At 35.6% G+C, this 23027-nt stretch carries 25 protein-coding genes; 23 read left to right on the top strand and 2 right to left on the bottom strand.

The features are described 5' to 3' along the window. The 5 genes from BLR62_RS06095 (at position 1) to BLR62_RS06115 (ending at position 4768) form a co-directional block, all read left to right on the top strand. Positions 1 to 576, top strand: a complete 576-nt coding sequence (locus tag BLR62_RS06095) for a stage III sporulation protein AF (protein WP_218119759.1) — start codon at positions 1 to 3, stop codon at positions 574 to 576. Beyond that, positions 573 to 1214: a stage III sporulation protein AG gene (gene spoIIIAG, locus BLR62_RS06100; protein ID WP_245719408.1), complete on the top strand. Its 642-nt coding sequence runs from the start codon at positions 573 to 575 to the stop codon at positions 1212 to 1214. Before BLR62_RS06095 ends, spoIIIAG begins: the two co-directional genes overlap by 4 nt. Position 1215: 1 nt before the next feature. Further along, entirely contained in the window at positions 1216 to 1800 is a 585-nt protein-coding gene (locus BLR62_RS06105; protein WP_090794707.1) for a SpoIIIAH-like family protein, read from the top strand. Positions 1801 to 2031: 231 nt separating this feature from the next. Further along, positions 2032 to 2373 (top strand): nucleoside triphosphate pyrophosphohydrolase, encoded by a 342-nt coding sequence (locus BLR62_RS06110; protein WP_090794712.1) that lies wholly within the window; start codon positions 2032 to 2034, stop codon positions 2371 to 2373. Next, positions 2351 to 4768 (top strand): DEAD/DEAH box helicase family protein, encoded by a 2418-nt coding sequence (locus BLR62_RS06115; protein ID WP_090794715.1) that lies wholly within the window; start codon positions 2351 to 2353, stop codon positions 4766 to 4768. The genes BLR62_RS06110 and BLR62_RS06115 overlap by 23 nt, the downstream gene beginning before the upstream one ends. Positions 4769 to 4926: 158 nt before the next feature. Here the strand turns inward: BLR62_RS06115 and BLR62_RS06120 are convergent, their stop codons facing one another. After that, positions 4927 to 5289: a hypothetical protein gene (locus BLR62_RS06120; protein ID WP_090794717.1), complete on the bottom strand. Its 363-nt coding sequence runs from the start codon at positions 5287 to 5289 to the stop codon at positions 4927 to 4929. 258 nt (positions 5290 to 5547) lie between these two features. On the opposite strand from BLR62_RS06120, the gene accB reads away from it, so the two are divergent. From accB to BLR62_RS12525, 17 genes are all read left to right on the top strand, one after another. Further along, positions 5548 to 6024 carry an acetyl-CoA carboxylase biotin carboxyl carrier protein gene (gene accB, locus BLR62_RS06125; protein WP_090794719.1) on the top strand — a complete coding sequence of 159 codons (477 nt, stop codon included), beginning with the start codon at positions 5548 to 5550 and terminating at the stop codon, positions 6022 to 6024. Positions 6025 to 6037: 13 nt separating this feature from the next. Further along, the gene (gene accC / locus BLR62_RS06130; RefSeq protein ID WP_090794729.1) at positions 6038 to 7420 is read left to right on the top strand and encodes an acetyl-CoA carboxylase biotin carboxylase subunit; all 1383 of its coding nucleotides are present in this window, start codon (positions 6038 to 6040) and stop codon (positions 7418 to 7420) included. Positions 7421 to 7440: 20 nt separating this feature from the next. Next, complete coding sequence (locus BLR62_RS06135; protein WP_090794752.1) at positions 7441 to 7830, top strand: Asp23/Gls24 family envelope stress response protein; 390 nt, start codon at positions 7441 to 7443, stop codon at positions 7828 to 7830. Positions 7831 to 7994: 164 nt separating this feature from the next. Beyond that, positions 7995 to 8375 (top strand): transcription antitermination factor NusB, encoded by a 381-nt coding sequence (gene nusB / locus BLR62_RS06140; protein WP_090794769.1) that lies wholly within the window; start codon positions 7995 to 7997, stop codon positions 8373 to 8375. 16 nt (positions 8376 to 8391) lie between these two features. After that, entirely contained in the window at positions 8392 to 9249 is an 858-nt protein-coding gene (gene folD, locus BLR62_RS06145; RefSeq protein ID WP_090794770.1) for a bifunctional methylenetetrahydrofolate dehydrogenase/methenyltetrahydrofolate cyclohydrolase FolD, read from the top strand. Between the two features lie 11 nt (positions 9250 to 9260). Beyond that, positions 9261 to 10613 (top strand): exodeoxyribonuclease VII large subunit, encoded by a 1353-nt coding sequence (gene xseA, locus BLR62_RS06150; RefSeq protein ID WP_090794771.1) that lies wholly within the window; start codon positions 9261 to 9263, stop codon positions 10611 to 10613. Further along, complete coding sequence (gene xseB, locus BLR62_RS06155) at positions 10606 to 10851, top strand: exodeoxyribonuclease VII small subunit (RefSeq protein ID WP_090794772.1); 246 nt, start codon at positions 10606 to 10608, stop codon at positions 10849 to 10851. The genes xseA and xseB overlap by 8 nt, the downstream gene beginning before the upstream one ends. Then, entirely contained in the window at positions 10835 to 11719 is an 885-nt protein-coding gene (locus BLR62_RS06160; protein WP_090794773.1) for a polyprenyl synthetase family protein, read from the top strand. Before xseB ends, BLR62_RS06160 begins: the two co-directional genes overlap by 17 nt. Positions 11720 to 12397: 678 nt before the next feature. Continuing rightward, positions 12398 to 12988, top strand: coding sequence for a hypothetical protein (locus tag BLR62_RS06165; protein WP_090794774.1), 591 nt, complete (start codon positions 12398 to 12400; stop codon positions 12986 to 12988). A gap of 36 nt (positions 12989 to 13024) precedes the next feature. Then, positions 13025 to 13849 carry a TlyA family RNA methyltransferase gene (locus tag BLR62_RS06170; protein ID WP_090794775.1) on the top strand — a complete coding sequence of 275 codons (825 nt, stop codon included), beginning with the start codon at positions 13025 to 13027 and terminating at the stop codon, positions 13847 to 13849. 23 nt (positions 13850 to 13872) lie between these two features. After that, complete coding sequence (ahrC, locus tag BLR62_RS06175; protein ID WP_090794776.1) at positions 13873 to 14322, top strand: transcriptional regulator AhrC/ArgR; 450 nt, start codon at positions 13873 to 13875, stop codon at positions 14320 to 14322. Between the two features lie 25 nt (positions 14323 to 14347). Next, on the top strand, positions 14348 to 16078 hold the full coding sequence (recN, locus tag BLR62_RS06180; protein WP_090794785.1) for a DNA repair protein RecN: 1731 nt from the start codon (positions 14348 to 14350) through the stop codon (positions 16076 to 16078). Between the two features lie 149 nt (positions 16079 to 16227). Then, a complete protein-coding gene (gene spoIVB, locus BLR62_RS06185) occupies positions 16228 to 17511 on the top strand; it encodes a SpoIVB peptidase (protein ID WP_245719409.1) in 1284 nt (427 codons plus the stop codon). Between the two features lie 211 nt (positions 17512 to 17722). Further along, complete coding sequence (spo0A, locus tag BLR62_RS06190; RefSeq protein ID WP_090794788.1) at positions 17723 to 18502, top strand: sporulation transcription factor Spo0A; 780 nt, start codon at positions 17723 to 17725, stop codon at positions 18500 to 18502. A 387-nt stretch (positions 18503 to 18889) separates the two neighbouring features. Further along, the gene (locus tag BLR62_RS06195) at positions 18890 to 20359 is read left to right on the top strand and encodes a restriction endonuclease (RefSeq protein WP_090794789.1); all 1470 of its coding nucleotides are present in this window, start codon (positions 18890 to 18892) and stop codon (positions 20357 to 20359) included. Between the two features lie 249 nt (positions 20360 to 20608). Then, complete coding sequence (locus tag BLR62_RS06200) at positions 20609 to 20839, top strand: N-acetylmuramoyl-L-alanine amidase (protein WP_090794790.1); 231 nt, start codon at positions 20609 to 20611, stop codon at positions 20837 to 20839. Then, positions 20808 to 21536 (top strand): hypothetical protein, encoded by a 729-nt coding sequence (locus BLR62_RS12525; protein ID WP_218119760.1) that lies wholly within the window; start codon positions 20808 to 20810, stop codon positions 21534 to 21536. The genes BLR62_RS06200 and BLR62_RS12525 overlap by 32 nt, the downstream gene beginning before the upstream one ends. Positions 21537 to 21567: 31 nt before the next feature. Here BLR62_RS12525 and BLR62_RS06210 read toward each other — a convergent pair whose 3' ends face one another. Continuing rightward, on the bottom strand, positions 21568 to 22206 hold the full coding sequence (locus tag BLR62_RS06210; protein WP_090794791.1) for a hypothetical protein: 639 nt from the start codon (positions 22204 to 22206) through the stop codon (positions 21568 to 21570). A gap of 206 nt (positions 22207 to 22412) precedes the next feature. On the opposite strand from BLR62_RS06210, the gene BLR62_RS06215 reads away from it, so the two are divergent. After that, positions 22413 to 22874, top strand: a complete 462-nt coding sequence (locus BLR62_RS06215) for a DUF6036 family nucleotidyltransferase (protein ID WP_342706535.1) — start codon at positions 22413 to 22415, stop codon at positions 22872 to 22874. Positions 22875 to 23027: the final 153 nt, after the last annotated feature.

Raw genomic sequence — 23027 nt, forward strand, 5'->3', positions numbered from 1 at the left:
ATGAGCGAAATGATCATACTATTAATCATGATCAGTATGATTCAGATGATGTTGCCAAATCGACATATAAAAAAATATATTCATTTAAGTCTATCGCTTCTTTTTCTAATCTATTTTTTACAACCACTCGACCGATTGACTGATTTAACCGTCCAGCATGAAGCTGAACAAATAGTTGAAGATTTGTTAAATGAAGATGGGCTTCGTGATATGTCAATTCAATCAAATAGTCAAAAAAATGAGATAGAAGCTTACATCGATGCATATATATTAAATGACCTGACGAACAAGCTTAAATCAGATTTAAATGATGAGTTAGCAAATATGTTTGGTTATAAAATCGATCAAGTAAAATGGGATCAAATCGACATAGACAACGAACTACATGACCGACTACATGTTTATTTACAAGAATCATCGCGACAGGTGGTGATTGAACCTGTTAGCCTAGAGGATCAAAGGACAAGATATAAACAAGAACCAGACTTAAATGAAAAAGTTCATCAGTGGTTGAAAAATAGGCTTGAGTTAGGGCGTGATCAATTAATTGTTTATCTAGAGGGAGGGAAACAGTGATTGCCATCATAAAATCAATCGTTAAGTCTTTAACACATCAAGAAGGGACAGATTCAAAAAAGGTGACAATGAGTCGATTACTCATACTTGGCGCAATAGGTATATTACTCATATTAGGAAGTCACTTTTTTTCAAATGATCAGTCTGAAGATATGTATCCCCCTTCGGTATCACCAAATGATGAGGTCAAAGAAGATTCTGTTGATCAAATCCGTTCAGATGATACGATTCATATGTTAGAAAATCAGTACAACAAACAATTGGAAAGTATGATTGATTCGATAGAAGGGGTATCCAACACGAAGGTGATGGTCAATTTGGATTCAACAGGTGAAGAAGTTTATGAAAAAAATCTTATCACGGGTACACAGTCAACTGTTGAAAATGATCAAGAGGGAGGTACACGTAATATAGAAGACCATACTGAAGAAAATCAAGTGGTCATCATTAGGCAAGGCGAGAAAGAAACCCCATTAATTTCAAAAAGTAAAAAACCAACAGTGCGAGGGGTGCTGGTCGTTTCAAATGGGGTTGAAACAATAGAGAAACGTCAACTTATATTAGATGCCGTGTCTAAAGTATTGGATGTTGGTCCACACCGTATTTCAATTATGCCTAAAGACAAAGGAGAGCACTAAAATGTTAAAAAAACAAACCGTTTGGCTATTAACGTTATTAAGTTTAATGATTGTATTGAGTGTGTTTTATATTAATTCACCAACTGAAGATGATTTTACAATGATTTTTCAATCGGAAGAGGATTCCATTCCATTTAATGATGACAAAGTCATTATGGATGATGAATCACCCATTTTTGAAACGTCAGCCATTAGTGATGTCGTTGACGAAACAAACGTTGAAATGGAAGATGTAGAGATAGAAGATGACCTTTTTACATTTATACGATTAGAATTAAATCAGTCTAGATCACAGCTGATGGAACAGCTAGAAACCGTGATGGCTTCAGCTGAAACAACGACGAAAGAAAAAAATGATGCATACGAACAAATGCGAGAAATCGACCAATTATCAACAAAAGAATTGATTGCAGAAGAAACGTTAAAGGATCTTTATGATTATGAAGATGTTTTAGTTAGAACAATGGATGATGTGGTGGTTGTCACAGTGCGTGCAGATGAACTGCAAGACCAAGAAGCCAATCAAATCATGCGACATATTTATGATGAATTTGGAGAGAAATCAGTCGAAGTTAAATTTCAATAAGAGGTAATCAATCACTCACATCGAGTGGTTATTTTTTTGTGTGAAGAGTCAAATGATTTAAAACATAAATCAATAAATTTGTCTCTATTTTCATTGCTTTAGACAACGTTTAACGTTGTTGTTGCTTACTGAATAGTGTGATATTCTTTAGAAGTATTAGGAAATTAATTTAATGCATGGCGTACAGTAACGGACTAAATGATAAGTGAATATTGACAGGAGGTTTATGAAATGCCCGTACATAACAAACTTGTGAGAGATAATATTCCAGCTATTATTGAAAAAGCCAATAAAAAAATGACTACAAAAACATTAGATGAAAAAGAATATGCTTTAGAACTTGAAGCTAAACTAATAGAAGAATTTAATGAGTATCTTTCAGCGGAATTACCTGATAATAAGCTAGAGGAGTTAGCTGATATGATGGAAATACTAAAAGCTTTTGCTGAACTCAATGATAGTTCATGGGATCAAGTTGAAAAAATACGTCAAGAGAAAGCTAAAACACGAGGCGGATTTAGTGATCGCATATACTTAGTCGAGGTTTATGATGACGAAAACAAAGCTGATTAAAGAGAATGTCGTTAATGACATTAAATCGGGGATAGAATGTAGTTCATCAACAGCAATACTCGTATCGTTTATGATGAAATCAGGACTAGAACTCATCATGTCATCACTACAGGAAGCTTTAGACAGTGGTGCACAAATTAAAATTTTAACGGGGGATTATTTATACATTTCACAACCAGAGGCACTTGATCGATTGCTTGATTTAAAAGGGGATATAGAAATTAGATTATGGTTAAGTCGTGGTCAATCATTTCACCCTAAAGCATACTTATTTGAATCTAACTCTGCCAATCAACTTATAATTGGTTCTTCAAACCTTTCAAAGTCTGCTTTAACGACAGGTGTAGAGTGGAATATTAGTGTTCATCAGTCGAATGATTCTTACATATTTGAGCAAGCAGAGGACAGCTTTTTAAAGCTGTTCTATCATGATCAAACTGTTCCTATAAACCCAGAAACGATCAATCAATATCGAATTGAATACAATAATTATCATGAGAAATTTCCCGGATTCATAGATAATTGGCACCATAGAGAAGCTGAAGCATTAATGTTTACAGATGTAGAGCCAGAATATGTTAAAGAGCATTCAATTGGATATGATTCAGGTGGAGATCTGGAGCCGCGGCCACACCAAACATTAGCTCTGAATGCATTAGAGGACACGATGAATGAACAATATGATAAAGCTCTCGTTGTGATGGCTACAGGTTTAGGTAAAACATTTTTAGCGGCATTTTTCGCCAAACAGTTTAAGCGAGTTTTGTTTGTCGCGCATCGTGAAGAGATTTTACTTCAAGCGAAAAAGAGTTTCGAACAAGTATTAACTCATGAATCGACGGGTCTGTATAATCAAGAAGTAAAAGATAGTGAAGCAAATCATATTTTTGCGTCTGTCTTTACATTGAGTCGGAATAAGCATCTTCATAAGTTCAATCAAGACGATTTCGATTTAATTATTGTCGATGAATTTCATCATGCAGCTGCAAGATCTTATCAAGGGATTTTAGATTATTTTAACCCGTCATTTCTTCTAGGACTAACGGCTACACCGGATCGTTTAGATGGAAAAGACGTTTATGCATTATGTGATGGCAACGTGGCTTTTCAGATGCATTTTATAGAAGCTATACAACATGGCTATTTGACTCCATTCAAATATTACGGTGTATATGATGATACTGACTATTCATCCATTACATGGCTTGGAAGAAAGTACGATCCAAAAGAGTTGGAAAAAGAGCAATTGAAAGAGACGCTTGTTGAAAAAATATATCATGCGTGGTTAAAACATAAACAAACAAGAACGATTGTTTTTTGTTCCTCTATCAGACAAGCAGAATACTTGGGGAACTATTTTAAATCCCAAGGTGTTAACGCTATAAGTTTACATTCAAAAACGACTAGCTTTTCACGTGAAGATGCTATTGAATCGATAAAAACCCTCGAATTAGAGGTCATATTTACTGTAGATTTATTTAATGAGGGCGTTGATATTCCCGAAGTAGATACATTGTTATTTGTTAGGCCGACAGAGTCTCTTACCATATACACACAACAAGTCGGACGTGGGCTTCGTTTAAGTGAAGGTAAATCGCACTGTCACATCATTGATATGATCGGTAATTACAAAAATGCAGATGTCAAAATGCAATTGTTTGATCATTCAAAAAGCGGTCAATCTAAATATGCTATCGTGCCTGAAGTTCCGGATAATTGCGAATTAAATTTAGATGTTAAGGTCATTGATTTAATAAAACATTTAGTCAAAAAGCGTCAACCTAGAAAAGAGCGACTTTTATCCAGTTATTTTTCATTAAAGAAAGATTTGGGAAGACGACCAAGCTATCTAGAAATGCATAGACTGGGTTATGAAGATGCTCGACAAATTAAACAAGAATTTAAATCTTATCTCGGCTTATTGTTTTATGCAGATGAATTAACTGAACGTGAAGCGGAAATGTATCGTGAATACAAAATGCTGTTTGAAGAAGTAGAACGTACCGTTATGTCTAAAAGTTATAAGATGGTTGTCATGAAGTTAATGCTCGATCGAGGAGAGTCTTTATGGGCTCAACCCATTTCTGCAGATGAGATTGCGTATGCGTTCTATGAATACCTTACAAGTAAAGATTATCGTCGGTTAAAAGATTTTAATGATAAGAAAACAAAGAAGTTCATTACATTCGAAAAAAATAAAATAACTAAATTAATTGAACAGATGCCGTTTTCAAAATGGAGTAAAAGTTCAAATGAGATGTTCAGTTTCGATGGAAAAGTATTTCAATTGAACATGTCGATTCCGACAGAAATAGCTCAACTCCTTCATCAATATATAAACGAGATCGTTCATTATCGATTGGAAAGTTATTTTGAGCTGACAATTACTAAATAACTAATTAGAACCTGAAGCTACATGTATTTTAGCTTCAGGTTCTTTCAACATAAAGGATCGGTTAAAATTCATTGTTAATACTTATAAAAAAGAGGAAAACCCTTGACGCAAGGATTTGTGTTTATTCAATTGTTTTCTAAAACGAACGTATTCACCTTTTAGACATCTCGTTTAATAAAACGGACAATTGATTGAATAAGAAAGTATAATGTTGCTGTAAATGTTATATACATAATGCCATTTGGAAATGGTTTAAATAAATGGTTATAATCCGCATCTATTAAGAGGCTTACTAATACGATCTGTGATAATATGCTCAATAAACCAATAGACATAAACCATCGTAACGAAATACGACTGCCTATTATCCCTAGTACAAATGCGATTCCTACATAAAATATATTCAAGTAGTGTTCGTATTGTATCCATTCAATATCACCAATATTCCGCTCATAATAAGCTGTGTATATAAGAAGAAAAGGCACTTGCAATGCAGTTAAACAAATAAATAAGACTTTCATAATTCACCTCTAACCAATGCTTTTTTTAAAAAATAGCTTTTACAATATCAATGGCTCTCATTGTTACCACCTTAACATATATAAGCCTTTCAAAGAATATTTGTTTTAATCAATCAAATCTATATTTTAAACGGTTATAGAGCTAAAATAAAAAGATTAGTTGAAGTTTTTCTAAATCTTTATTAAAATGTTAAGAGTAATAATTAGTACCTCATATTAATAATAAGTCGTTAAGATAGAATAAAGAGGAGTGACACAATGTTAAAGATCGATGAAATTAAAGAGTTGATACAAGCATTAGATGAATCAAGTTTAACTGAATTCACATATGAATTTGACAACGAAAAGATCGCTTTAAAGAAAGAGGTTCAATACAAAGAGGTGCAATCCGCGCCTGCAGTAAGTCCAGTCCTTGAACCGAAGGTAACTGAATCGACTAAAGTAGAGACGCACATTCAGGAAGAAAGTACACAAAGTGAAGCACAACCAGAATATGATTACGAGATCACATCACCAATGGTTGGGACGTTTTATTTATCATCATCACCTGAAGCCGATCCATATGTTGAAAAAGGTGATAAAGTTTCATCGCAGTCGGTTGTCTGCATTATAGAAGCGATGAAGTTATTTAATGAAATTGAAGCAGAAGTTGATGGAGAAATTGTTGAAATATTGGCTGAACATGGAGAGCTAGTTGAATACGGTCAGCCGTTATTTGGTGTGAAGACAAAGTAGGGGGAGCTTACGAATGATAAAAAAAGTATTAATTGCTAATCGAGGTGAAATTGCTGTTCGAATCATTCGTGCTTGTTCAGAGCTCGGGATTCAAACAGTTTCCATATACTCTGAAGCTGATCGCGATGCACTTCACGTTCAATTGGCAGATGAAGCGTATTGTATTGGCCCTAGTAATAGCCAAGATAGTTATTTAAATTTTACACCGATTATGAGCTTAGCTAATTTAATCGAAGCAGATGCGATTCATCCAGGCTATGGATTTCTTTCGGAAAATGCTGATTTTGCTGAGATCTGTGAAAAATGTAATATCACCTTTATCGGGCCGAGTTCAAAAGCCATTCAAAAAATGGGAACAAAAGACGTTGCAAGAGAGACGATGAAAGAAGCAAATGTGCCTGTTGTACCAGGTTCGACCGGTGTCATTCATTCAATCGAACAGGGTAAGGAAGTTGCTGAAGAATTAGGCTTTCCTGTCATCATAAAAGCAACAGCTGGGGGTGGAGGTAAAGGGATTCGTATTGTTCGAGGACCGGATGAATTAGAACAAGCGATTACCATTACCCAACAAGAGGCAGCAAAAGCATTTGGAAATCCTGGTGTCTATATTGAGAAATTTATTGAAGATTTTTCTCATGTTGAAATACAAGTACTAGCAGATAACTTTGGAAATGTGATACACTTAGGGGAGAGAGACTGTTCTGTCCAACGTAGATTGCAAAAATTAATTGAAGAAACACCATCACCTGCCATAACAGATGCTATTCGTAAAGAGATGGGCGAAGCGGCTGTAAAAGCAGCTAAAGCTGTTGACTATTCAGGCGCTGGAACAGTAGAATTCATTTTTGATAAAAAAGAGCATAAATTCTACTTTATGGAAATGAACACACGTATTCAAGTTGAGCACCCAGTAACTGAAATGGTAACCGGAGTTGACTTAATTAAAGAACAAATTAATGTAGCTAACAATGAAAAGCTTCGGTTGAGTCAAGAATCAGTGACGATGAATGGATGGGCGATTGAGTGTCGAATTAATGCAGAGAATCCGTATCGAGATTTCATGCCGACACCCGGTCTAATTGAAATGTATTTACCACCAGGCGGATTAGGTGTGAGAGTTGACTCTGCTGCTTATCCAGGGTATAAAATCCCACCTTATTATGACTCTATGATTGCGAAGTTGATTACATATGGTGAATCACGCGAAGAAGCGATTAGCCGTATGAAGAGGGCGCTTAAAGAGTTCTTCATTGAAGGTGTGTCAACGACAATTCCATTTCATTTACGTGTTTTAGACCATCCTGTTTTTCTATCAGGTGATTTTAATACTAAATTTCTGGAAACTCATTCAATAATGAAAGATGATCTATCACCGGACAGTAAACAGATCGATTAACTCTAAAGGAGTGGATCTACATGAGTGAACAAACGATATTAAATGTGAGCGAAGATGCAAATTTAGGAAGAGTAGAAATTGCACCCGATGTGATAGAAGTTATTGCAGGTATTGCAACGACAGAAATTAAAGGTGTGTCATCCACAAGAGGCAATTTTGCTTCTGGTGTAGCGGAGAGATTTGGTAAGAAAACTCACGGTAAAGGCATAAAAGTCGAATTATCTGAAACAGGTGTAGGGATTGATGTGTTTGTTGTACTTGATTATGGAACAACAATTCCTGTACTGGCTCAAAAAATTCAAGACAATATTCGACAGGCGTTAAAAACGATGACTGCCTTAGAAATCGAAGAAATAAATGTTCATGTTGTTGGGATTCAAATGGAAAAAGAGGTCCCAGTGGCTGAATAGTGAATAAGCATTCGAAAAGGCCTTAAGATTAATCTATCTTGAGGCCTTTTACTTTTGTTGTTATTGTAGCATTTTAACGCCAAATTCGTTATGATAGTAATGGATTTACCTACTTAGTTTTAGATAGGTTATTTAAATTAGATCGATGAACGGAGAGAATAGTGATGAACCGACGATTAGCAAGAGAAAAGGCATTTCAAATTTTGTTTTCAATTGACAATGAAAGCTTTGATGTCAATGAAGCATTTGAGTTAAGTATGGAAGATGAAGAATCAAGTGACTTTTTAGAAAACTTAATATACGGTGTGACAAGAGAAAAAGAATCCATTGATGAGCGGATTGAAAATTCTTTAGAAAAGTGGACATTAAAACGAGTGGGTGCTGTAGAGAAAACGTTAATTCGGATTGCAGCGTATGAAATCTTTTCAGAATTAAAAACACCAGAAGGGGTCGCTATTAACGAAGCAATTGAATTGGCTCACGTTTATGGTGATGAAAAATCTGGTCAATTTATAAATGGTGTTTTATCAAAAATGATCAAATAAAAAGGGGATGTTTCGTATGACAGCTGAAATTATCTATGGGAGCGAGTTAGCACAATCTTTACGAGATGAGATGAAAGAAGAAGTCACAGAACTAAAAAAACAATCGATTGTACCTAAGCTTGTGGTTGTTTTGATCGGTGATGATCCGGCTTCTAAGTCTTACGTTTCAGGGAAAGAAAAGGCGGCTCAATATATTGGTATTGATTCTGAACTCATTCTATTGCCGTCTGATACGACGGAAAAAGATTTATTAGACCGAATTGACCAATATAATCAAGATGAATCAATTAACGGTATTTTAGTCCAACTACCATTACCTGATCAAATTGATGAACAAAAAGTAATTGAAGCAATCAGTCCCGAGAAAGATGTGGATGGTTTCCACCCTATTAATATCGGTCGCATGTTAACCAATCAGGATACATTTTTACCTTGTACACCGTTTGGTATACTGACGATGTTAAAGTCTAAGTCAATTGAAATTGAAGGTAAACACGCAGTTGTATTAGGACGGAGTCACATTGTAGGAAAGCCTGTTGGTCAACTGCTTTTAAATGAGAATGCAACGGTGACGTATTGCCATTCACGCACGAAGAACTTAAAAGAGATAACACGTTCGGCTGATATTTTAATTGTTGCTATTGGGCGTGCATCAATGATTGATGCAGATGATATTAAAGAAGGCGCAACCGTTATAGATGTTGGTGTTAATCGAACAGAAGAAGGGAAATTAACAGGTGATGTTGATTTTGAATCCGTAAAAGAAAAAGCGAGTTATTTAACACCCGTTCCTAAAGGTGTAGGCCCTATGACGATTACGATGCTTATGAAAAACACCATTAAAGCAGCGATCCGTCACAATTCGAAAAAATAGGTGAGGATGATATGTCGAATCAAAAGCACTTAACCGTGACAGCACTCACGCGTTATATTAAGCACAAGTTTGAAACAGATCAACATCTTAGTTCAATTTGGTTACGAGCTGAGATATCAAATTTCAAACACCATAGTAGAGGTCATATGTATTTTACGTTAAAAGATGACCACGCGCGCATATCAGCTGTCATGTTTGCAGGTTACAATCAATTTTTAAAATTCACCCCCGAAAACGGTATGGATGTGATTGTAAAGGGAAGCGTTAGCGTATTTGAGCGTCAAGGTCAGTATCAATTGTATGTGCATGAGATGAATGCTGCTGGTGTGGGCGATTTGCACGTTGCGTTTGAACAATTAAAGGAATCCTTAGCGAAGCAAGGTTTATTTGAGCAAGATAAGAAAAAGCCCATTAAAGCTATACCTGAACATATTGGTATTTTGACATCTCGATCTGGTGCTGCGATTCAAGATATACTAACGACACTTAAAAGGCGTTATCCACTAGCTAAACTGACAATATTTCCAACGCTCGTTCAAGGTGAGCATGCTAAAGAGAATATTGTAAACAATATAGAAATCGCTAACCGTGACTCTTCAATTGATACATTAATATTAGCGAGAGGTGGCGGTTCTATTGAAGAGTTATGGCCCTTTAACGAAGAAAGTGTAGCACGCAGTATATTTGAATCGAAAATACCGATCATCACGGGCGTTGGACATGAGACAGATACAACGATTAGTGATTTTGTCAGTGATCTAAGAGCACCGACACCAACCGCAGCAGCTGAAGTAGCGGTGCCTTCTAAGTTGGATTTAATTAAACAAGTGGCTCAAAATCGTCAATCAATCGAAAAAGCTATGTATCAGCGGATTGATCAATCAAGACAAAAATTATCTAGGTTATCTGACAGCTATGCGTTTAATTACCCGAAAAATTTAATTAAACAAAAAGAAATGGATCTCGATCGCTTAGATGAAAAATTACGTTCAAATATGAGACAATTATTGCAATTGAAAAAGCAAAACTTGTCAAAAACGAGTGATCAATTGGCGCTTCATCACCCAACACCACGCATCAAAGCGTATCAACAATCAAATGCTTTTTTAAAGCAATCCATGACGAACCAATTTAATCGCCTTTATCAACTAAAGAAGAATCAATTTAGTCGTCAGTTGGACAAGCTTAGTGTACTGAGTCCTCTTAACACAATGAAAAGAGGGTACTCCATCGCTTATAATGAATCCGGACAGATTGTAAAACGGATAGAAGATGTGGAACCTGGTCAATCGTTGGCTGTAAAATTGAGTAACGGTCAAGTCGACTGTCAAGTATGGGGAGTAGAGGAGGAGACAAATGAGTGAAGAAACACGTTCGTTTGAAGATGTGATGCAAGAACTGGAAACCATTGTTCAAAAGCTAGAAGCAGACGATGTGCCACTGGAAAAAGCGATTAGTTACTATCAACGAGGGATAGAATTATCAAAATGGTGTGATGATAAATTATCAACAGTTGAACAACAAGTGGCTGACATTGTGGGCGAAGACGGAACAGTAGAGACCGTTAAGCTCGAGGAGGAGAATGATGGAAACAAAGCTTAATGAATATATTCAAAAGAATCAAACGTATCTGAATCAAGCATTAGAAGATGCAATCGAAGATAAAGACATTCCTGAACCGTTGAAATCATCGATGCTTTACTCAATTAAAGCAGGCGGAAAACGTATTCGACCAATTTTAATGATTGCAACGATTGAAGCATTTGGTGGGGACAAAAATGTCATTTTACCAGCGGCATTAGCACTTGAATTTGTACATACGTACTCATTAATTCATGATGATTTGCCCGCAATGGATGATGATGATTTAAGACGAGGTATGCCAACAAATCATATAGAATATGATGAAGCCACGGCAATATTAGCTGGAGATGGCCTTTTAACTCAGAGCTTTGAACTGATCACAAATGCTGAGCACTTAACAACGGATCAAAAATTATTCGCTGTTAAGCGACTAAGTGAAGCGGCAGGCTCAAGAGGGATGGTCGCTGGGCAAATTCTTGATATGCAAGCTGAAAATACACAAGTTGAGTTAGATGAACTCAAGCAAATCCACCACTTAAAAACAGGTCAATTATTGATTTATGCTATGGAGATTGCTGCATATGTTGCAGGCGCAACAGAAGAACAGCTAGATAAAATCACGGCTTGTGCAGAAGAGCTCGGTCTTTTATTCCAAATCCAAGATGATATTTTGGATATATATGGTGATGAAGATAAAATTGGAAAAGCTGTTGGCAGTGACGAAGAGAATGATAAGAGTACATATCCTAAATTATTAGGAATAGACGGTGCCATTAAAGAAAAAGAAGAAAAGAAAGCCCGTGCTAACAAGCTATTGAATGAAGCAAGTATAGATCAAACAATGCTTGCTGAATTGATCCAATACTTAAGCAACCGTGATCAATAACGCGTTGTGGATTCAATAGAAATTTATGCGAAAATATGTTATAATATTTTAGGAATGGTGCAGTATTCTAGTCAATTCTCCACTTCTGAAGGCAGGCCTAAAAATCTGCCAAAGGGCATATCGATGAAGTTCCTTGTGTCGGCTTGAGGCGCCCAGCCTTGGGTCGGTGCTGGGAGTTAAGGTTGTAGGGCGATCCGCAAAGGCATGTGGGCGTTGACCCTACTTCCGCGGAGGCCCATCTCTGTTGTGATGTCTTTAGCCAAAGCGTCATGATGGAATGGGGTATGAACCTGCTCAATAGGTGAAAGGGGATCCTATTGACAGCGTAGCCTGCCTTGAGTGATCTCTGAGGGGATTATAGTTATAGCAAGTGTTTGGTTGGCCGCTAAACACCACGTTTCACCTATATGAAATCAGGATTGCAAAAGAGGCTAGGAAGTGGTTAAGAATTGTTGAGGAAAACTCCTAGACTGTTCTATTTGACGCTTAAAAAGGATTGCAGTGCGGCCTGAGTGGTAATCCAGTCTAGCTTTCGGTGACGAAGCTAAAGTGTGTTTAAAGGGGAACCGCCAGAATGGCAACATTCGGTACACATTTGGGAAAACCAACTGGACCTAAGCCGCAGTTTTTACTTTTTAAGTGACCATTCCGACTACATAATAAAAAAGAGGTAGCATAATGGCGAAACCGAGATCGCAATTTAATAAAGCGCTAAAATTTAGTATAAGCATTGCCGTTATCACACTGGTGTTAGCGGCAATTTTTTCAGTTATTTCATCCTCTATTCTGAGCGGTGTACATTGGTTTTTAGGAATTATTATTGTCTTTTTAATTGTCTTTTTAGGTGTGTTTTTTGACACCCTTGGCGTAGCAGCAACAGCAGCCGTTGAAAAACCTTTTCATGCGATGGCATCTGAGAAAGTTTACGGGGCAAAGGAAGCGGTATTAATAGTCCGTAATGCTGATCGGTTTGCGAGTTTTTGTAATGATGTGGTAGGGGATATTTCGGGTGTTATTAGTGGTACCGCTTCAGCACTCGTTGTCTTGCAACTTGCTCAAGTGTTAGGCGCAGGCGATGGGTCATTTATTCAAATCACTGTAAATGTTATCATGACAAGTATCGTCGCCGCTCTTACTGTCGGTGGGAAAGCAATGGGCAAGTACTTAGGTATCTATCACACGACGTCAATCATCATTGTCGTCGGTAAAGCCATTGCGTTGATTGAAAGACATACAAAAATAAAAGTATTTAGTAAAAATAAAAAATAATTATTGAATGGATCCATTCAGTTAGAGGTAGATGATATGACAGTAAAAAAAGTAAGACTTGATGTGTTAATGGTCGAAAGAGAATTAATTGAAACACGTGAAAAAGCTAAGCGTGCGATCATGGCGGGTATGGTGTTTTCTAATACAGAACGACTTGATAAACCGGGTATGAAAGTATCAGAAGATATCGATTTATCCATTAAAGGTCGTATGATGCCTTATGTTGGGCGCGGGGGTTATAAATTAGAAAAAGCGATTGATGTATTTGATATCGCGATGGAAGGTCAAACGTTGCTAGATATCGGATCTTCAACAGGGGGCTTTACAGACTGTGCATTGCAAAATGGTGCCAAGCTAAGTTATGCATTGGATGTTGGTTATAATCAGTTGGCTTGGAAGTTAAGAAACGACCCACGTGTCAAAGTGATGGAGAGAACAAACTTTCGTCATGCAACACCAGAGTTATTTGACCGAGGGCAACCGAGTATTGCATCAATTGATGTATCATTTATTTCTTTAAAGTTAATTTTGCCCGTTCTATCGACGATCTTAGAACCTAAAGGTGATGTGATCGCCTTAATAAAACCGCAATTTGAAGCGGGACGTGATCAAGTTGGGAAAAAAGGGATCGTAAGAGATTCTGCTATTCATATTGATGTAATTGAACGAATTGTTGATTTTGCACAACGTGAACATTTTCATATAAAAGGATTGACGCATTCTCCTATTACAGGAGGAGATGGAAATATTGAGTTTCTTGCTCATTTCATCTATGATGAAAACAAACGATCAACTGTTGACCATAAAGAGATAGAAAACGTCGTAAGATTAGCTCATAAAGAATTGAATGCTTCAACTTAAATTGTTTAAAAAGGAGTGATGAAATGAATAAAGGGCAGCGCCATATCAAAATTCGTGAGTACATTACCAATCATGACATTGAAACACAAGAAGAATTGGTTGATACACTTAGAAATCAAGGATTAAATGTCACACAGGCGACCATATCCCGCGATATTAAAGAGTTGCATCTTGTGAAAGTGCCTACAACAGACGGAAGGTACAAGTACAGTTTGCCGGCCGATCAACGCTTTAATCCACTCGAAAAATTAAAACGTTTGATGAAAGATGCATTTATTAACATTGAACAAGCGACACACTTTCTTGTGTTAAAAACATTACCTGGAAATGCAAACGCTTTGGGTGCTTTAATTGATAATCTAGATTGGGAAGATATATTAGGAACTATTTGTGGTGATGATACGATTTTAATCATATGCACGGATGAAACCACAACATCTGACATTAAAGAACGATTTTTAGAAATGTTGTAAATCTCAAGATTTGAGGTGAGTGATTGTGTTAACTGAATTATCAATCAGAAATTTTGCTATTATAGAGTCACTGACTTTATCGTTTAACGAAGGTTTAACAGTGTTAACCGGTGAGACAGGAGCGGGTAAATCGATCATTATCGATGCGATTCAATTATTAAGTGGGGGTCGAGGATCGGTTGAGTACATACGTCATGGTGAAAGTAAAGCGACATTGGAAGGTTTGTTCACCGTTGATGATAAAAAGCACGATGTTTATGCATTGGCAGAGGAATTTGGAATCGAGCTTAATTCAGACGGTATGATTGTTTTGCACCGTACGATTAGCCAAAAAGGGAAAAATATTTGTCGGGTTAACGGATCGCTTGTAACACTCGCCATATTAAAAGAATTTGGTCGTGTATTGATCGATGTCCATACTCAACACGAGACGCAATCACTTATGGATGTCGATAAACATTTACAGTTACTTGACCTTTACAGCCAGAAAGAGATAGAAGAGATTTTTAAAGATTATACGGGTATTTATCATCAATTGAAAAAGACAAAACAACGTATTCATCAAATGAATGATAATGAACAAGAAATTGCGCAGCGATTAGATTTATTGAATTTCCAATTAAATGAACTACAAGCGGCTGAACTTGAGCCTAATGAAGATGAAGCGCTGAAAGAAGAGCGTGATCGCCTCGCCAATTTCGAACGAATTTTTCAAGGAATGGAAGAGGCTTATAGTGCACTTAATGGTGAACAGAAAGCACTGGATTGGTTGTCGCTTGGATTAACGGGACTTGAAAAAGCAAGTGAGTTTGATGACTCAGTGAAATCACTATCTGATGAGTATTCAAGTCAGTACTTCGTGTTAGAAGATATTAGTCACCGGATACGCGGTTATCTTGATGAAATTGAATATGATCCTGAACGTTTGAATTTAGTTGAATCAAGATTAAACGAACTTCAACGACTGATGAGAAAGTATGGCAGTTCGGTTGATGAGATGCTTGACTACTTAGTGAAAACAGAAGAAGAAATTGAACAATTAGAAAATCGAGACCATTCCGTACAAGCTTTGTTTGAACAAGCAAAAGAGCTTGCCGAAGATGCTTTGGCAGAAGCGAGACATTTGCATGATATTCGCTTAAAAACAGCTACAAGCTTAGAAAAAGTTGTGGAAACTGAGTTAAAGGATTTATATTTAGAAAAAGCGCAATTCCAAGTAGACATTCAGACTAAGGTCGGCCAAGAAGGCGACCCAGAACTCGATGGACGTCCTGTCGATTTAGGAAGTAAAGGATTTGATTCCATTCAGTTCCTTCTTTCAACAAATCCAGGCGAACCCGTTAAACCACTTAAACATGTAGCATCCGGCGGAGAATTATCCCGTATTATGCTAGCGCTAAAAAAAATATTTGCCAAACATCAAGGTGTGACGAGTGTCATTTTTGATGAAGTCGATACAGGTGTAAGTGGACGTGTAGCGCAAGCCATTGCTGAGAAAATTTATTCAATTTCATCTCAGTCGCAAGTGCTCTGTATTACGCATTTACCTCAAGTCGCGTCTATGGCCGATACACACGTACTCATTCAAAAAGAAACGACGACAGATCAAACGGTGACATCAGTAGAGACATTAAAAGAAAAAGAACGGGTTGAAGAAATTGGGCGTATGATGACGGGCACGGAACTAACAGAAACGTCAACAGAGCATGCACGTGAACTTATTCATTATTCTAATCAATTAAAGGCAAAATATTAGTACTTACTGGATCATATCTAGTAAGTGCTTTTTTTTTTGACATTAAAAAATAAAAGTGGAAATCATCGCTTAAATTTCAGATCATTACTGGGTTTAAAAATCAGCTTTTGAGCTCACTCTAAAGGTACACTGATTGACGAGAGAAAGGAGTGAAAAAGCTGAACCGTTCAAATTTTAAACATATATGTAGTCTTATTTTTTTAACCCTTATTTTATTATTTCCACTCATGCCTGTCACACGTGATTATTTATCCATTCCCACGACACTCACGGTATACACAGACCAAGAAAATATCGAATTACCGACTATACATGAATCGGTAGAGGCAAACCTTACAAATCATGATCATGTTGTTTCATTAAAGGATCATCACATTGCCCCACTTGCAACTGGAGAAGCAGATGTTATCTATACATTCAACCAAATTCCAATGAAAAAGGTTTCAATCAATGTAGAAGACAGAAAACATTTGATTCCAGGTGGCCATTCAATTGGCGTTAATTTAAAAACAGAAGGCGTACTTGTTGTTGGTTATCATCAATTAATGGATGAAGATGCAATATCACCTGCTAAAGACGCAGGTATAAAAGTCGGTGACTATATTTTATCTATTGATGGAACTGACATTAATCACATTGAGGATATTGAGCCTGTATTAAATTCAGCAGGTGAATCAGAAAGAAAAGTATCCGTTGACATTTTGAGATCAGACAATGTTGTCTCAAAAGAAATTGCTCCTGAATATGATGAAGAATCGGGTAGTTATAAAATGGGTGTGTATATTCGTGATTCCACTTCAGGGATTGGAACGATGACGTTCATTGACCCAACAAATCGACAGTATGGAGCGTTAGGGCACTCGATTGCTGACCCAGACACACATCAATCGATCCAAGTTAAAACAGGTCAGATCATGCCTTCAACGATTACATCGATCTTAAAAGGAGAAAAAACAAAACCAGGAGAAAAGAAGGCATCGTTTAGTGATGATGATGTAATGGGCGATATTGACATTAATAGTTCATACGGGGTATTCGGAACGCTTGATGTGCTTTTAGATAATGCTTTATTTAAAGAGCCATTACCTATTACAAAGCCCGATGAAGTAAAGGAAGGGCCAGCTGAACTATTAACCGTTATTGATGATGAAACCATTGAGCGATTTGATATTGAAATTATTAACAATATTGACCAAGACCAGCCCGCGACAAAAGGAATGATTATTAAAGTAACGGATGAACGCCTTTTAGATCAAACCGGTGGCATTGTTCAAGGGATGAGTGGAAGTCCAATTATACAAAACGATCACATTGTAGGTGCTGTTACACACGTTTTTGTCAATGATCCTTCATCTGGTTATGGTATCCACATTGAGTGGATGTTACACGAGTTGAATGATCAATCAACAGAAAACATGGCAATAGCCAGTTAAAACACTTTCTTAGTAAAGAAGGTGTTTTTTTATTAAATCACATGGACTTTCATGCTATAATAGCGAGTGAGATGTTATATATTAGCAAAAATAATAGCGAACAATTAGAAGTTTCGTCGATTACGTATTTTTCTTAATTTAAAACAAGGAATGCACGGCTTGTTGTCGAATTTACAGTTAGTACCTAGCGGTCATTTGAGGAGGAAAAAGGATGAATAAAATCAAAGTGTGTTTAGTGGATGACAATCAAGAATTAATCACGATGATGTCAAAGAGTATGGAAGACCAAGCGGACATAGAAGTTGTCGGCACAGCTCAAAATGGGAAAGAAAGTCTTCAACTTATCGAAGATACACAACCTGATGTTGTTGTGCTCGATATTATTATGCCGCACATGGATGGTTTAGCTGTTTTATCATCGATTCATGAACTAGAGTTAAAAAAACAGCCTAAGATCATTATGCTGACAGCTTTTGGTCAAGAAGATGTGATGAAAAAAGCAGCTGATTTAGGGGCCTCATACTTTATATTAAAACCGTTTGATCTTCATTATTTAATTGACCAAATTAGACATGTCAATGGTCAACCTATGACTGAGCGTAAAACAGCCAAGCATGCTGATCACAATCAAAAGAAATTTGATTTAGAAGCAAGCATCACGAATATCATACATGAGGTAGGCGTACCAGCACATATTAAAGGCTATATGTACTTACGAGAAGCTATCACGATGATCTTCAATGATATTGAATTATTAGGCTCGATTACAAAAGTGTTGTACCCAGACATTGCTAAAAAATACAATACAACCTCGTCTCGTGTAGAGCGCGCAATCAGACATGCGATTGAAGTCGCTTGGAATAGAGGCAATATTGATTCTATCTCTGACTTATTCGGTTATACCATTAGTAATACAAAAGCAAAACCAACAAATTCCGAATTCATTGCCATGGTTGCTGATCATTTACGATTAGAATATCGAGCGAGTTAACATTTGTTTTTGACTATTTAGATATCAATCTTTATAAATGATTCCTCTCTCACGTCTTATGGCGTTGAGTGAGGAATTATTTGTTTAGAATATGAAAAGAGAAATTGTAAAGTTTAAAATTAATTTAACACACGATCCCTTAAACCAATTGGTCAATTGAAAAATCAACTAACATTTTTATATTAAAATGTTATCGTTGTTTAATAAACACCTTTTAATCTTCTATGTGGATACATTTAAATTTAAATGAAATATTATATACTTTTATTAGTAAAATGTCATTTTGTATTAGAAATCAAATTAATTTCAATAAAAAACATAATTTTTTTATCAGATTTAATGATAATTATGATAACATTAACATGTATGAACAAGGGAGGGAAATAAATGTTAATTTGGATATTTTTAGTTATAATAATCGGTATAGTACTATTAAATTTATTATCAATATTCTATGATAAAAATGATGAAGAAATTGTGAATATAGAAAATAAGATTACACCAATAATGAATAATGATATAGAAGGTAATGTAATTCATAATATTTATCACATATTTAGTGATAGTGAAGATGTTGTTAATACAACACTTGTAATGGAGGATGATGCACTTATCTTTAAAACTCCTTCTAAGATAGAGAGTATTATTCTGGGAACGGAACTTTATAGAACGGAAATAGTATCAGGCAATACTCTTCGAATATTTGATCAAACAGATAAATATAAAGAAGTAATTATTAGTGAAGAAATAAAGAAACTGAATGCAATTGATTCATTTTTCAAGAGCTTAACTGTGAAAAATAGAAATAAAATGATTCAGTTTAAAAAGAAAGTTGAAGTTGCAAACGAACAATTAATAGCAAATGAAGAATTAGTTAAATTAGCAGAAGGATTTATAACAAAAATTGACCAAAATATATTTCGTGATTTTAATTACTATATTGTTTTAGAACGCTCTCTATTATTTTATAGTCCCATAGGCTTATTTTCTCTTGATATCTCATCTCAGAATTATTATAAATCTAACTCTGTTAATGAAGGATATGAAAATGTTGTTGATATGAATATCATATCAAATTATATTAATGAACATTTTAATTCATTTGCTCAGATATACAATCGTTTTTTGAAAAGTGAGCTATCAGAACGGGAAATATACATATTTTTGTGGGATTATTTAAAGCGAATAGCTGTTCCGCTATTTGGAAATGAATTTATATACAATTATTCACACGCATTTGATAAAGAGAGTAATATAGAAACAATAATAGAAAAAAGTCTTTATCATAACATAATCAATTTTGATAATATGGAGACAATGTCTTTATTTACATATTATACAATGGATAGTAAGTATTTGGATACTAATAATTTTATTTATGGCTTTATAATTATAATGAATAAGTATTTAGAAATAAGAAAATTTAAAGAATTAAAAGATTATGAAGAGATGTTATTAGTAAGTGAAGAAGAAATGAGTAAGGAAATCACTATTAATGATATAGACTTGATGAGTGGATATGATTTTGAAGGAATTGTGGGTAAATTATTTGAAAAGATGGACTATGTAGTGGAAATTACAAAATCTTCTGGTGATCAAGGGGTAGATGTTATAGCTAATAAATATAATCACTCAATAGGAATTCAAACAAAATTATATTCTAGACCTGTAAATAATAATGCGGTTCAAGAAGTAGTTGCAGGTCTTAAATATTATAAGCTAAGTAAAGGCTATGTAATAACAAATAATTATTTTACTGATTCCGCCATAAAATTAGCGGAATCTAATAATATAGTTTTATGGGATAGGGATGAATTGATTGATAAATTAAACCGATTCAAAGTTATGAGAGTCTAGTTATTCTATTTTTATTTATCACAAAGAGCTTTTTCGCTCCCTTCTATTAGATGATTAGTATCGTAAAAGAATGATATGTTCGAAATGAGTTAAAATGTAAGGTAAGTGGCATACAAAATTAATTGCCGTTTAACGCAATTCCCTATTGCCAAATACATTGATTTATATGCTTAAGAAATTGCTAAACAAGGATTTAATTTATGGGGTGGCTCAAGACCCTCTGTTCCTGGAACGTGGTCTAATTTTCACATGTGTCGTGTTCCATCGCAAAGAGGTATTCCAGCAATTCTTACGGAAAATGGCTTTATGACAAATCCGAGTGATTTTGAGTGGATTTTTGGTAGCAAGAAGGATGAGTATGCTGAGAAGTGTGCGACTGCTATCTTTAATGCAATTCAATTATATTTAGGTGAAAAGATTGATGGAAAAACCTCTTCACCTCAAAAACTTGATAATAGAGTGTTATACAGACGTTCGTAAATCTGCAAGCGATTCTAACTCACAGGTTGGTGCTTTCCATGAGTTAGACAATGCAAAAGAGTTGGCGGATAGTGAAAGATTAAACGTATATGACCAAACAGGCAAACTTATTTATTCGTCTGGATCTGCAAGTCAAGCACCTGTTTCTAGTCCCGATCCATCACCAGTACCTGCGAATAAGAACAACACTAGCTACACTGGTGCATCTGTAGTAGATTATCTGAATCTTTCTAGCAATAGTCACCTTGGTGATTCTTCTCTAGCTAACCGTAAAAAGTTAGCTGTGGAATATAAGATTGTATCAAGCGAATCACAGTTTTCTGGAACCGGCAAACAGAACACAGACTTATTAAATGCATTGAGAGGTGGTTCTAAACCTGTATCAACGCCTGCCCCTAAACCGGCAGTTAAATCAATTGACCAATTAGCACAAGAAGTTATTGACGGAAAACATGGAACAGGTGATGCTCGTAGAAAGTTACTTGGTAGTCAATACAATGTTGTTCAAGCTAGGGTTAACCAGATACTATCTGGCAGTACTGCGAACGCATCAGCGCCTAAGAAATCAATTAGCCAAATGGCAACGGAAGTTCTTAGAGGTGATCACGGTGATGGCCATAAAAATAGACGTGAATCACTAGGTATCAGTCAGTCAGAGTATGAGAAAGTCAGAGCAGAAGTAAATCGTAGAGCATAAAAATAAGCCCCTATTTTGGGGTTTTGACACACTAGTCATTTTGTTTAGGCATTTTTTCGCTAATTAGCCTTGTGTTGTGTGCTATTTCTTTAAGATGGTTTTCTTTAAAGTGAGAAACCTTAGAAAAATCACCGACGCTTATAGTATATTCCTCTATATATAAGTTCCCTTCGCTATTGCTATAGGTTAACTTGACAGTTCGGTTCAGATCAATTGCGTTTTTCTCGAAAATTATTTGTCTTACCCCCATAAAAGCTTGAAGACTTTGACCTGGCGCTAATAGACTTATACTTTTTTCGACGTCCCTAATGCTATTTGGTACTTTGGTAAAGAACTTTTCATGTACTTCTTTTCTCCCATCAAAACTAGTATTATTAAAAAACTGAGGAATTAATAAATGTGTATCAAAAGCTGTTCGTACTCCTGTATTCTTAATGCAAAAATATAATAATTCGTTTTCTTCTTTTATAAACGCAATAACTTCAGGTCTATAAGCCTGCTCCCTCGTTTCTTTAGCCTCTAACGTCATGAGTTTGGTTTCTTTTGTCATTTTCACATTCTCATATAGCATAAAAAAATAAATGAATAAAATTAGACTATTTATAATTATTTGTGTTAAATCGGCAACACTCATATATAATACTTCCTCTCCGATTGATGTTTTCTCCATATAAAAAGATATACCTCTTGAGTAATACCCAATTCTATCATACGATAAAGTAAGTATAAAGTCCTTTTTATATACAAAAATTTTAAAAATAACTACTACTTTGATCTTATCTTGTCGTATAATGAAAGAAAGATAGATTAGGAGGTAATGGGTATGAGCTCTGAAATTGTATTCTAACAAAACCAATAGATGTAGTTGAGCGTTTAATAGATTTAGACTATGATCTGAAGGGTTTAGCAGATTCAGGTAAATTAACTGAAAAATTACAGTTTATTATAATGGGTGGAACAGCCCTATTGTTGTATAATAAAAAAACAAGGGTGACAAGTGATATAGATGTTATCTATATAAAACCAGTGGATATAAATAAAGAAAGTATCAAATCACTACTTTTTGATTATAATATTAGTAACAACGTTGAAAACGTTATGGAGTTTCCGTTTAAAGAAGATGTAATTAGAAGGAAATATCCTTTAAGGGGAGCAGGTGTGGAATTTAATCACATCAATGTTTTCCTCGCCACTAGGGAGGATATCATACTTTCAAAAATATTTTCAAGCAGGCCTGAAGATGAGAAAGATCTAATTGAGTTTGATATTCTCGACAAAGCGGATCTTGATTACATAAGAGAACGATATTTATCGCATAAAGACGTGTTGTTAGAGTAAAATGTTTGTGGGAGAAAAAATACCTCGTCTTTTGATGTTGGAGTCGATAGACTTCAACATCAAAAGACGAGGCGAGCAAGCGAAGCGCGGTAGGCGAGCGTTTTTAATGAAAAAGAGGACCTTCTTTTGTATAGTTAAGTCACAACAACAACA

It is taken from the genome of Pelagirhabdus alkalitolerans (assembly GCF_900096905.1).
GTDB lineage: Bacteria > Bacillota > Bacilli > Bacillales > Amphibacillaceae > Pelagirhabdus > Pelagirhabdus alkalitolerans.